Origin of the sequence: Xanthomonas euroxanthea (genome assembly GCF_903989455.1) — a bacterium.
Taxonomy (GTDB): domain Bacteria; phylum Pseudomonadota; class Gammaproteobacteria; order Xanthomonadales; family Xanthomonadaceae; genus Xanthomonas; species Xanthomonas euroxanthea.
The window spans coordinates 479827-492538 of the sequence record NZ_LR861803.1; the positions used below are offsets into that span (position 1 = coordinate 479827).

The 12712-nt window shown below is 69.0% G+C and carries 7 protein-coding genes; 6 read left to right on the top strand and 1 reads right to left on the bottom strand.

The genetic code is table 11. From position 1 onward, the window contains the following. Positions 1-196 precede the first annotated feature (196 nt). Positions 197-1825 (bottom strand): GGDEF domain-containing protein, encoded by a 1629-nt coding sequence (locus tag H7A86_RS02050; protein WP_104585683.1) that lies wholly within the window; start codon positions 1823-1825, stop codon positions 197-199. Positions 1826-2310: 485 nt separating this feature from the next. On the opposite strand from H7A86_RS02050, the gene glgA reads away from it, so the two are divergent. Genes glgA through H7A86_RS02080 form a run of 6 tightly spaced genes read left to right on the top strand, consistent with a single transcriptional unit; the run spans position 2311 to position 12615 of the window. Further along, a complete protein-coding gene (glgA, locus tag H7A86_RS02055) occupies positions 2311-3894 on the top strand; it encodes a glycogen synthase GlgA (RefSeq protein ID WP_164739275.1) in 1584 nt (527 codons plus the stop codon). Beyond that, the gene (locus H7A86_RS02060) at positions 3891-6122 is read left to right on the top strand and encodes a 1,4-alpha-glucan branching enzyme (protein WP_119130333.1); all 2232 of its coding nucleotides are present in this window, start codon (positions 3891-3893) and stop codon (positions 6120-6122) included. The genes glgA and H7A86_RS02060 overlap by 4 nt, the downstream gene beginning before the upstream one ends. A gap of 2 nt (positions 6123-6124) precedes the next feature. Further along, the gene (treZ, locus tag H7A86_RS02065; protein ID WP_119130335.1) at positions 6125-7882 is read left to right on the top strand and encodes a malto-oligosyltrehalose trehalohydrolase; all 1758 of its coding nucleotides are present in this window, start codon (positions 6125-6127) and stop codon (positions 7880-7882) included. Beyond that, a complete protein-coding gene (locus H7A86_RS02070) occupies positions 7879-9828 on the top strand; it encodes a 4-alpha-glucanotransferase (RefSeq protein WP_180708007.1) in 1950 nt (649 codons plus the stop codon). The genes treZ and H7A86_RS02070 overlap by 4 nt, the downstream gene beginning before the upstream one ends. Beyond that, positions 9825-12428: a malto-oligosyltrehalose synthase gene (gene treY, locus H7A86_RS02075; protein ID WP_119130337.1), complete on the top strand. Its 2604-nt coding sequence runs from the start codon at positions 9825-9827 to the stop codon at positions 12426-12428. Before H7A86_RS02070 ends, treY begins: the two co-directional genes overlap by 4 nt. A 13-nt stretch (positions 12429-12441) precedes the next feature. Further along, entirely contained in the window at positions 12442-12615 is a 174-nt protein-coding gene (locus H7A86_RS02080; protein ID WP_104649120.1) for a DUF2934 domain-containing protein, read from the top strand. Positions 12616-12712 lie beyond the last annotated feature (97 nt).

A 12712-nucleotide genomic window follows, 5' to 3' on the forward strand; every position in this document is an offset into this window, starting at 1 on the left:
TGATCGCCCCGCGTGCTGGATCAGCCGGCACGCCATAGCCGGCGGAAATCGCTGCCGACACGTCTCTGCTCGGGCCGCCGCGCCAACGGCGCCGCCCTGCACGGCCACGCCACCCTGTGCCGAGGAGCGCACCGGGCGGCGGCCTTCACCGCTCCAGGCGGGGCGGACGAGCCATGCGCTCCGCCGACGGTTGCGCTCAGTCGGCGCTGACCACGCGATTCTTGCCGGCCGACTTGGCCTCGTACATGGCGCGGTCGGCACGGCGGATGACATCGTCCTGGGTTTCGTCGAGATGGCGCAGCGCCACGCCGCCGCTGAAGCTGACGAACAGGCGCACGTCGTCGTGCAACAGCGAGCGTTGCGCCAGCGCGCGCTGCAGGCGGATCACCGCCGCACTGGCTTCGAAGATGGTGGAGTCCGGCAACAGCAACACGAACTCCTCGCCGCCGAAGCGGGCGATGGCATCGGTGGTGCGCAGCACCGACTTGGCCACGTCCACCGTATGGCGCAGCGCGGCGTCGCCGCCGGCATGGCCGTGGGTCTCGTTGAGGCGGCGGAAGTCGTCCAGGTCCAGCATCGCCACGCACAAGGGTTGGCCGCCGCGCTGGGTACGGGCGGCTTCGCGCTGGAACAGCTCTTCGAAGCCGCGGCGGTTCAGCGCCCCGGTCAGCTGGTCTTCGCGCACCAGGCCGGCCACGTCCTTGAGTTCCTGTTCCAGCAGGGCGATGCGCTGCTCGGCGTCCTCGACCTGGCGACGTGCGGCGAGCAGCTCGTCGCGCGCGGCCAGCGCCTGCGCCTGCACGCCGGCGGTGTCCTGCAACACGTCCTGCAGCAGGCGATTGAGGTCGGGAATGCTGCGAGCGTCGCCGATCGCCTGCGAATAGCCGGCAACGCGATCGTGGTACTCGCCGGTGCTGGTGGCCATGCCGTCGAGCCGGTCGACGAAGGACACCATCATCTCGCGCATGGCGGTCTTGGAGTCGGCAATGCCTTGCTTGAGCAGGCCCTGCTTGTAGATGACCTCGCGCAGGGTGCCGCGTGCCTGCTCGATCGAGCCGACATCCAGCGGCCCGGAGATCAGCTGCCGCACCACCGAGATCTGCCCCTGCAGCCAGCTGCGATCGTCGAGCAGTTCGCCCACGTTCTCCAGCAACAGGTCGAACAGGCCCAGCAACAGGTTCTGCTGTTCGCTGGCATCTTCGGCACGCAGGCCGATCTGATGACTCAGTTCGCGCAAGCGTTGGTCCAGGGTGATCAGTTCATGGCCGGGGCGCCAGTGGCGCAGCGCCGATGCCAGGGTCTGTGCTTCTTCGGCCAGCTCCGGGCTGCGTTGCAGCAGCGTGGCCAAGGCATTGCCCAGTGCGTGACGCAGCAGGTCGCGCAGCTGCTCGGCTTCGGTGCGCCCTTCGGCCAGCGAGTCGCCGGTATCGATGGTGCGGATGTACTTGTCGATCAATTGCCGCAAGGCGCGGCCGTAGCCGGGCCAGTCGCCGGCCGCATAGGCCGCGCTCAGGCGCACGCCCATGTCGCCGAGTTCGCCATGCAGGCTGGTGATGCCCTCGGCAAAGGCCAGCAGCAAGGCCTCCGGGTGCGCGGCATGCGAGAACAGGCGCATCAGCAGGGCGGTGGCGGCAGCCGGGTCGTGCGCGCCGGACTTGTTCTTGGCCGGCACCAGCTGATGCGCGGCCAGGCCGTGCCCGCCGTGCCCGCCGCCGATCACGCTGGGCAGGGCGGCGGCCGGGCGTGCGCTGTCCGCGCCACCCCAGGGCAACAGGCGGCGCAGCCCGCCACGTGGGCGGCTTGGAAGTTCAGGCTGGTCTGCCATGCGCCGGGGTCTCGGAAAGTCGTGATGCTACCGCTGGTTATCGGCGTGCAAGCGTCTTGCTTAAGCGGTCCGGACAGGTCTGCGCAGTTCCAGCCTGCGCGCACGATGGCCGGCGATGGTCGAAAGGCGACGTCTGCCTGTGACTGAACGAGTCAGGCGGGTACTGGAGGGCGCCGCGGCCAGCGCCTGCTTCCGGTGCGTTTCAACAACCACGCACCACGGCGGGGATGTCATCACACGGCGACGCGCCGCTTATGCCGGGACGTACACGCGACCATGCGCAAGGGAATGTCGGTGTCGCAGAAAAGTCAGCACGTATTCACGCATATTTTATTTGCCCGGGGTGTAGATTCATCTCAAGGACGACGTGGAGTACGCGCGTTGGCCCCGCTCCTCATTCGTAGCAGGTCGTCTGGCTGAATCGGCAGATGATGGTTGTCGCTTCGCTGTTTTCCGTCTCCACCCACTTTACGACGGACGTTTAGATGGTTGCCATGATGCCGCTTCACGCCACTACCGCACGCTTTGAGCGCAGTACGTTGCTCCCCACTTTGAAGAAGAGCGGGCGGCCGCGTGATGCACGCGGGCGCTTCATTCGCCATCACGAACGTCTGCCGGTGTCGCCGGCCGATACCCGCGGCGCCTTGTTCGTGGTGTCGGAGATGGCGGACTTCATCAAGGCTGGCGGCCTGGGCGATGTGGCGGCGGCGCTGCCGCGCGCGCTGCGCCATCGCTACGACGTGCGGGTACTGATCCCCGGCTACCGCGCAGTGCTGGCGCGTGCGGGCAAGGTGGAGATCGTCGGCCGGGTACTGGCGCATGCGGCACTGCCGGCCTGCGACATCGGCCGCATCGTGCAATCGGACGGCCTGCCGATCTACATCCTGCTGTCCAAGGAATTGTTCGAGCGCGACGGGTCGCCTTATGTGAGCACCAGCGGGTCGGAGTTCGAAGACAACGCGATCCGCTTTGCCACCTTGTCGCATGCCGCCGCGCAGATCGCCGCCGGCCACGCCGGGTTGGGCTGGAAGCCGCGCCTGCTGCACCTCAACGACTGGCCGTGTGCGCTGGCTGCCGCCTATGTGCGCTGGTCCGGCGGCACCACGCCGTGCCTGTTGACCATCCATAACCTGGCCTACCAGGGCCTGGTGCCGTATTCGATGGCCGCTGCGCTGGGCATCCCCGCCGAGCGCGTGGCCGAGCTGGAGTTCTACGGGCAGATGTCGTTCCTGCGTGGCGGCATCGTGCATGCCGACCACGTCAACACGGTCAGTGTCAGCTATGCCCAGCAGATCACCGGCCCGGCGCAGGGCTGTGGCCTGGACCGCCTGCTGGCCGGTCGCGCCGCCAAGGGCGCGCTGACCGGCATCGTCAACGGCATCGACGCCAGCTGGGACCCGCGCACCGACGAATATCTGGACACGCATTTCAGCGTGAATCAGTGGCAGGGCCGGCAGGCCAACGCCGCGCAGGTGCGCAAGGCCTTCGGGCTGCGCGAGAGCACCGGCCCGCTGTTTGCGGTGGTGTCGCGGCTGGTGCACCAGAAGGGCCTGGACCTGATCTGCGAAGTCGCCCCGCAGATCGTGGCCGCCGGCGGCCAGATCGCGGTGATCGGCGGCGGCGAGCCGGAGATCGAGCAGCAGGTCGCCGAGCTGACCCGGCGCTATCCCGGCCAGGTGGGTGCCTTCATCGGGTTCGAGGAAGGCCTGGCGCGGCGCATGTTTGCCGGTGCCGACTTCCTGCTGATGCCGTCGCGCTTCGAGCCGTGCGGCCTGAGCCAGATGTACGCGCAGCGCTTTGGCTGCCTGCCGATCGCGCACGCCACCGGCGGCCTGATCGACACGGTGGATGACGGCGTCACCGGTTTTCTGTTCCAGCACGCCAGCGCCGAGGCCTTGCGCCGTTGCCTGGAGCGCGCATTCCGTACCTTCCGCCTGCCCAGCCTGCTGTCGGCGATGCGCCGCGCGGCGATGTTGCGTCCCAGTGGCTGGGATGTGGCGGGCAAGAAGTACCTCTCGCTGTACGAACGCACCGCCGCAACCGCTCCCGCGCTTGCGACGGTGTCATGAGCGAACGGCTGGGCGTGCAGGGGCAGGAGACGGAAACGACGGCGGTGACCATGGACGGGATCTCGGATTCAGCGCAGAGCGTACAGGCGCTGGCCGATGGCCTGCCTGCCGACGCATTCGCGGTCCTGGGCCCGCATGTCCAGGCCGACGGCCGCCGTCTGGTGCGCGTGTTGGCGCCCGGTGCCGAGGCCATGGGCCTGATCGATTCGCGCGGCAAGTTGCTGGCACGCATGCAGGCCGGGCCGGTCGATGGCATGTTCGAGGGCGTGCTGGCGGTCGAAGGTCCGTATCGGCTGCGCATCGTGTGGCCGGACGTGGTGCAGGAGATCGAAGACCCTTACGCCTTTGCTGCCACGCTGGACGAATCCATCCTGCTGCAGATCGCTGCCGGCGACGGCCAGGCCTTGCGTTGCGCCCTGGGTGCCCGGCACCTGCGCTGCGACGATGTGCCGGGGGTGCGCTTTGCGGTGTGGGCGCCGCATGCGCAGCGCGTGGCGGTGGTGGGCGATTTCAACGGCTGGGACGTACGCCGGCATCCGATGCGCCAGCGCATCGGTGGGTTCTGGGAGCTGTTCCTGCCGCGCGTGGAAGCCGGCACGCGTTACAAGTACGCCATCACCGCTGCCGATGGCCGCGTCTTGCTCAAGGCCGACCCGGTGGCGCGCCAGAGCGAATTGCCGCCGGCCACCGCCTCGGTGGTGCCGGGCGCGGCAGCGTTCGGCTGGACCGACGCGGCCTGGATGGCCGCGCGCGATGCCCGTGCCGCGCCGGCGCCGCTGTCCATCTATGAAGTGCACGCCGCGTCCTGGCGACGCGATGGGCACAACCAGCCGCTGGACTGGCCAGGGCTGGCCGCACAGCTGATTCCCTATGTGCAGCAGCTCGGCTTCACCCATATCGAGTTGCTGCCGATCACCGAACATCCATTCGGCGGCTCCTGGGGCTACCAACCGCTGGGGCTGTACGCGCCGACGGCCCGCCACGGCAGCCCGGACGGGTTTGCCCAGTTCGTCGACGCCTGTCATCGCGCCGGCATCGGCGTGATCCTGGACTGGGTCAGTGCGCACTTTCCCGATGACGCGCACGGCCTGGCGCAGTTCGACGGCGCGGCGGTGTACGAGCATGCCGACCCGCGCGAGGGCATGCATCGCGACTGGAACACGCTGATCTACAACTACGGCCGGCCCGAAGTGACCGCCTACCTGCTGGGCAGCGCGCTGGAGTGGATCGACCACTACCATCTCGACGGCCTGCGCGTGGATGCAGTGGCCTCGATGCTGTATCGCGACTATGGCCGTGCCGAAGGCGAGTGGGTGCCGAACGCGCATGGCGGCCGCGAGAATCTGGAAGCCGTTGCCTTCCTGCGCCAGCTCAACAGCGAGATTGCCACGCGCTTTCCCGGTGTACTGACCATCGCCGAAGAGTCCACCGCCTGGCCAGGCGTGACCGCGCCGATCAGCGAGGGTGGGCTGGGCTTCACCCACAAATGGAACATGGGCTGGATGCACGACACGCTGCACTATATGCAGCGCGATCCGGCCGAGCGCGCGCAGCACCATAGCCAGCTCACCTTCGGTCTGGTGTACGCGTTCTCCGAGCGTTTCGTGCTGCCGATCTCGCACGACGAAGTGGTGCACGGCACCGGTGGACTGCTCGGTCAGATGCCCGGCGATGACTGGCGGCGCTTTGCCAACCTGCGCGCGTATCTGGCGCTGATGTGGGCGCACCCGGGCGACAAACTGCTGTTCATGGGCGCCGAATTCGGCCAGTGGAACGACTGGAATCACGATCAGTCGCTGGACTGGCATCTGCTCGACGGGGCCGCGCATCGCGGCGTGCAGCAACTGGTCGGCGATCTCAATGCCGCATTGCGACGGGTGCCGGCGCTGTATCGCGGCACGCATCGTGCCGACGGCTTCGACTGGAGCGTGGCCGACGACGCGCGCAACAGCGTGCTGGCGTTCATCCGCCACGATCCCGAGGGCGGCGCACCCTTGCTGGCGGTGAGCAACCTCACTCCGCAACCGCACCACGACTATTGCGTCGGCGTGCCGCGTGCCGGCGGCTGGCGCGAAATCCTCAACACCGACAGTGCCCATTACGGTGGAAGCAACCTCGGCAACAGCGGTCGCCTGGCGACCGAGCCGATGGGCATGCACGGGCACGCACAACGCCTGCGCCTGACCCTACCGCCGCTGGCCACGATCTATCTGCAAGCGGAGAAATAGCAATGAACGAGCGCAATGACACCACGCCGGCATGGGGCGCATGGCCAGCGGGTGAGGGACAGGTGCGCTTCGCGCTCTGGGCACCGGATGCCAGGAGCGTGGAGGTGGTCTTCGACGACGGCGCGCGCGTCGCGTTGCAGGCCGCGCAGGATGGCTTCTTCAGTGCGGCGATCGACTGCGCGGCGGATGCGCGCTATCGCTACAGCGTCGATGGTGGCGAACCGGTGCCGGATCCGGCCTCACGCTGGCAGCCCGAGGGCGTGCATGGCCCCAGCGCCGTGCAGCCAACCGACGGCTACGCCTGGCAGAACACCCAGTGGCAGGGACGGCCGTGGGACGAGGCGGTGATCTACGAACTGCATGTCGGCACCTGCGGCGGCTATGCCGGGGTGCAGGCGCAATTGCCGCAGCTGGCGGCGATGGGCATCACCGCGATCGAGCTGATGCCGCTGAGCGCATTCCCGGGCGCGCACAACTGGGGCTACGACGGCGTGTTGCCGTACGCGCCGGTGGAAGCCTATGGCACGCCGGACCAGTTGAAGGCGCTGATCGACGCCGCGCACGGACACGGCCTGATGGTGTTGCTGGATGTGGTCTACAACCACTTCGGCCCGGACGGCAATTATCTGCACAGCTATGCCGCCCCGTTCTTCAACGAGGACAAGCCCACTCCGTGGGGCGCGGCGATCGATTTCCGCAAGCCGCAGGTGCAGCGTTACTTTCTCGACAATGCGCTGATGTGGCTGCACGAATACGGCTTCGACGGCCTGCGCCTGGACGCGGTGCATGCGATCACCCCGAACGCCTTCCTGGATACCTTGCGGCAGACCGTGCAGGCCAGCCTGCCGGCCGGCCGTCACGTGCACCTGGTGCTGGAAAACGAGGCCAACCAGGCCTCGCAGCTGCAACGTGGCTACACCGCGCAATGGGACGACGATTTCCACAACGCCCTGCATGTGCTGCTGACCGGCGAAGCCGAAGGCTATTACGCCGCCTTCGCCGACAAGCCCACCGAGCACCTGGCGCGCGTGCTTGGCGAAGGCTTCGCCTACCAGGGCGAGCCGGACCCGCGTGGGCATGTGCGCGGCGAGCCGAGCGGGGCGCTGCCGCCGCACAAGTTCGTGGTCTTCGCGCAGAACCACGACCAGATCGGCAACCGGGCGCGCGGCGAGCGGCTGAGCGTGCTGGTGTCGCCGCAGCGCCTGCGCGCTGCGCTGGCGCTGACGACGCTGACGCCGATGATTCCGCTGTTCTTCATGGGCGAGCCGTGGGGCGCCGAACAGCCATTTCTGTTCTTCACCGACTTCGGCCCGCCGCTGGACGATGCGGTGCGCGAAGGGCGGCGCCGCGAATTTGCGCACTTCGCCGCATTCGCCGACGAAGCGCAGCGCGCCACCATTCCCGATCCGAACAGCCACGACACCTTTGCCGCCTCGCGCGCGCCGATCGAAGACGCCGCCCGCGGCGACGGCGTGCAGTGGACAGCCTGGTTCACCGCGCTGCTGGGCGTGCGTCGCCAGTGGCTGGTACCGGGGCTGGCACAGGCGCGCGCGGTGGGCGCCGAGGTGCTGGCCGACGGTGCAGTGACCGCCAGCTGGGAATTGCCCGACGGGCTGTGGCATATCGCCTTCAACGTGGGCGCCGCGGCGGTGCCGATGCCGCCGCTGCGCGGACGCGTGGCGCATGCCGAAAACGTCGCCGCCGACGCGCAGCAGTTGCCGGTCGATGGCTTCATCGCCTGGCACGAGGCGCGCGCATGAGTACCCGCGATCTGAGCAGAAGCGATCTGCATGCGCTGGCCGGCGCGGCCGGGGTGATGGTGGACTGGGTGGATGCCAGCGACCAGCCGCGGCAGGTGGCCGAGCCATCGCTGCATGCGGTGCTCACCGCGCTGGAACTGCCTGCCGGCACCGCCACGCAACGCGAAGACAGCCTGCGTCGCTGCAAGGCGCAAGCCACCGAGCCGGCGCCGCTGCTGACCGTGCAGGTGGCCGAGCTGTTGCCGGTGTCGGTTGCCGCCAACGCCAGCGGCCGTTGGGTGGACGACAGTGGCGCCAGCGAGCCGGCGCGTGCCGATGCGCAGGGCCAGGTGCGTGCGCCGCAGCGTTTCGGTTACTGGACGCTGCAGATCGGCAACCTGACCCAGCAGGTCGCGGTTGCCCCGCAACGCTGTTTCAGCGTGGCCGATGCCTGTGGCCTGCCGGCACCGCGTGCCTGGGGCATGGCGTTGCAGGTGTATTCGGCGCGCAGCATCGACGATGCCGGCATTGGCGATGCTGCGGGCACGGTGGAATGGGTGCGGCATGCCGCACTGGCCGGTGCCGATGCGCTGGCGCTGAGCCCGGTGCATGCCGCGCGCCCGGTCACCGGCGGCTACAGCCCGTATTCGCCCAGCGACCGGCGTTTCCTGGATCCGCTGCATGCCGCGCCGGTGCGCGTGCTGGGCGAGCGCGCGCTGGAGGCCATCAACGAGGTGCCCGGCCTGCGCGAGCGCTTCGATACGCTGCACCACGGCGCCCTGATCGACTGGCCGGCCTCCGCGCAGGCCAAGTGGCAGTTGCTGCGTCATCTGTACACCCGCGTGCCCGCCGATCACCCCGATCTGCTCGCCTTCCGCAGCGAGGGCGGCGCGGCGCTGGAAGGCTTTGCGCGGTTTGCCGCGCAGGATTTCGGCGATGGCGACCCGCACCTGCACGTGTTCACGCAATGGCTGGCGGCGCGCAGCTGGTCCGATGCGCAACGCGAGGCGCACGAGCGCGGCATGAAGATCGGGTTGATCGCCGATCTGGCGGTCGGCTTCGATCCCAATGGCGCCGAAGCCGCGGCGGCCGCCGACACCGTGCTGCGCGGCCTGGTGCTGGGCGCGCCGCCGGACGCCTTCAATGCCGACGGCCAGCACTGGGGCATCGGCGCATATTCGCCCACCGCGTTGCGGCGCAGCGGCTATGCGCCATACATCGCGCTACTGCGCGCGGTGCTGCGCGATCGCGGCGGCATCCGTATCGACCATATTCTGGGCTTGATGCGGCTGTGGGTGGTGCCCGAAGGGGCCAGCTCCAACGAAGGCGCGTATCTGGCCTATCCGCTGCACGACCTGCTCAATCTGCTCGCGCTGGAATCGTGGCGGCACCGGGCGATCGTGATCGGCGAAGACCTCGGCGTGGTGCCGCCCGGCATCCGCGAGGAACTGTCGCGGCGCGGAGTGATGGGCATCGATGTGTTGATGTTCACCCGCGACGACGACGGCGCCTTCGTCTCGCCGGCGTTGTGGCGGCCGGACGCATTGGCCACCACCACCACGCACGATCTGCCGACGCTGACCGGCTGGCGCGAAGGCCGTGATATCGACTGGCGGCGCAGGCTGGACCTGATCCAGCCCGCGCAGGCCAAGGACGATGCCGCGGCCCGGATCCAGGATGTGGCACGCCTGGATGCAGCGGTCGAACACACCGGACTCAGCGCTGCGGACGACCCGCTGCTGGGCGCGCTGCGCTTCACCGCCACCAGCGTGTCGCCACTGGCCCTGCTGCCGGTGGAAGATGCGCTGGCGCTGGAAGAACAACCCAATCTGCCGGGTACCGTCGAGGTCCATCCCAACTGGCGTCGACGCCTGCCCGATCCCTTGCCGCATGCGCGCCTGAGTACGGCGCTGCAGGGCTTTGCCGAGGCGCGTCGCGTCGCGGCCGTTTCGGAACCGCATCCATGATCGAGCTTCGCGCCACCGCCCGCCTGCAGCTGCATGCCGGCTTCACCCTGCACGATGCGCTCGCCCAGGTGCCGTACTACGCCGGGCTGGGCATCAGCCATCTGTACCTGTCGCCGATCGGTACCGCAGTGCCCGGCTCGACCCACGGCTACGACAATATCGACCCGACCGTGGTCAATCCCGAGCTCGGCGGCGAAGACGCGCTCATCGCCCTGTCGCAGGCCGCGCGCGAGCACGGCATGGGCCTGATCGCCGACATCGTGCCCAACCACATGGCCACGCATGCGGACAACGCGTGGTGGTGGGATGTGCTGCGCAACGGCCGCAGTGCCAAGCATGCCGACTGGTTCGACATCGACTGGCGCGCGCCCGGGCGCGACGGCAAGTTGTGGCTGGCAGTGCTGGACCGCCCGTATGCCACCGCACTGGCCGAAGGCCTGATCACCCTGGTGGTCGAGGACGACGGCAGCGCGGCACTGGCGCACTACGACCAGCGGTACCCGATCCGTCCGCAGACGCTGGAGGTGCCGGAAAAGGCCGCGCGTGCGCAATGGCTGCGCGACTACAACGACGGCGCCAAGCGCGGCGATGGCCGTCTGCACAAGCTGATCGAGCGCCAGCCGTACCGCCTGAACTGGTGGCGCGTGGGCAACGACATGCTCAACTACCGTCGCTTCTTCGACATCACCTCGCTGGTGGCGTTGCGGGTGGAGCTGCCGGCGGTGTTCGACGCAGTCCATGCCCTGCCGCTGCGGCTGGTGGCCGAGGGCCATCTGGACGGCCTGCGCATCGACCATGTGGACGGGCTGACCGATCCCACCGGCTATGTGCGCAAGCTGCGCAGCCGGCTGGATGCGGCTGGCCGCACGCGTGGGCTCAAGCCCGGCACGCTGGGCCTGTATCTGGAAAAGATCCTGGCGCCCGGCGAGCACCTGCCGGCCGACTGGCCCTGCGATGGCACCACCGGTTACGACTTCATGGACCAGGTCGGCGGCGTGCTGCATGACGCGGGCGGCTTCAAGCCGCTGGCGCGTGCCTGGCAGAAGGTGAGCGGGCGCAGTGGCGACTTCGCACAGGAAGAACGCGCCGCCCGCGACGAGATCTTGCGTGGCCCACTGCAGACCGAATTCAATCGCGCCGTCGGTGCGTTGTCGGCATTGGCGCGGCTGGACCCGCCCACGCGCGAGTTCAGCCCGCAGATGCTGGCGCGCGGCCTGTGCGTGTTGCTGCGCTGGTTCCCGGTGTACCGCACCTATGCCGGTGCCAAGGGCGTGACCGGCAGCGAAGCCGAGCGCCTGCGCGCCACCGCCGCGTGCGCGCGCGAGGGCATGCCGGAGTCCATCGTCGCGGCCGTCGATGCGATCGAACGCTGGCTGCTCGACGATGCCGGCGCCGACCGCGCGCAGGTCGCCCTGCGGCGCATCCTGCGTCGTCGCGTGGAGCAGTTGTCCGCACCGCTCAATGCCAAGTCGGTGGAAGACACCGCGTTCTACCGGCATGGCGTGCTGCTGTCGCGCAACGAGGTCGGCAGCCATCCGACCCACTTCGCCAACGAGGCGGCCGAGTTCCACGCGCAGAATCTCGAACGCGCCAAGCACTTCCCGCGCGCGTTGCTGGCCACCGCCACGCACGACCACAAGCGCGGCGAAGACCTGCGCATGCGGCTGGCGGTGCTGTCCGAGCAACCGCGCTGGTGGATCGAGCAGAGCACCCGGTTCGATGCCTTGGCCGAGACGCTCGAGGCACCGGCACTGGCCGGCGGCGACCAGCAGATGCTCTGGCAGACCCTGGTGGCCGCCTGGCCGATCGGCCTGGGTGCCGACCAGACCGAGCCGCTGGCCGAGTACGCCGAGCGCATTGCGCAGTGGCTGCTCAAGGCCGTGCGCGAGGCCAAGCTGCACACCAGCTGGACCGACGGCTCGCCGGCCTACGAACAGGCCGTGCAGGCCACCGTGGAGCAGGTGCTGTGCAGCCGCGCCGGGTTGCCGCTGCGGCGGGCGCTGCTGCGCGCCAGCAACCACATCGCCGCGGCCGGTGCGCGCAACGCGCTGGTGCAGACCACCTTGCGCCTGACCGTGCCGGGCGTGCCCGACCTGTACCAGGGCACCGAAGGCTGGGATCTGTCGCTGGTGGACCCGGACAACCGCCGCCCGGTCGACTACGCGCAGCGCCAGCAGTGGCTGGCGCAGGCACGCGACTGGAACACGCTGCTGCGCAGCTGGCGCGATGGTGCGGTCAAGGCACGTCTGACTGCACTGCTGCTGCAGTTGCGGGCCGAACATCCGGCGCTGTTCGCCAAGGGCGACTACCAGCCCCTGACCGTGACCGGCAGCGGCGATGCGCAGGTGCTGGCGTTCCGCCGCCAGTACCGCGGGCAGTCGCTGGTGGTGGCAGTCACGCGGCTGGGTGCCGGCAACGTGGGCGATGGCGATCTGCCGCTGCTGGTGCCGCCGGCCAGCTGGGGTCAGGCGGCGTTGGCATTGCCGCAGGCCAGTTACCGTAATGTGCTCGATGGCAGCACGGTGCAGCCGCAAGGCGGCCGCGTGGCGATATCCACGCTGTTTGCACGTGCGCCAGTGGCAGTGTTGTTGACCCCCTAAGAGAACGTACGCAATGAACGACACGGAACGGCAGGCGCGGCTTCGCCAGTTGGCACAGGAGATCTGGGAGGCCGAAGGCCGCCCGGACGGCCACGCAGATCGGCACTGGGCCATGGCCGAGCGCCTGGTGGATGCCGAAGAGCGCGCCGCCGAGCAGGCCGGCCCGCCGGCGAGTGCACGCCAGTAACGGTCACTCTGTCACCTTGCATGGTTCACCCTGCAGGCTGCGCCATGTCAGGGTGAGCGTGCACAGGCACGCAGGCAGCCGCATTCGCTCAGCGTTT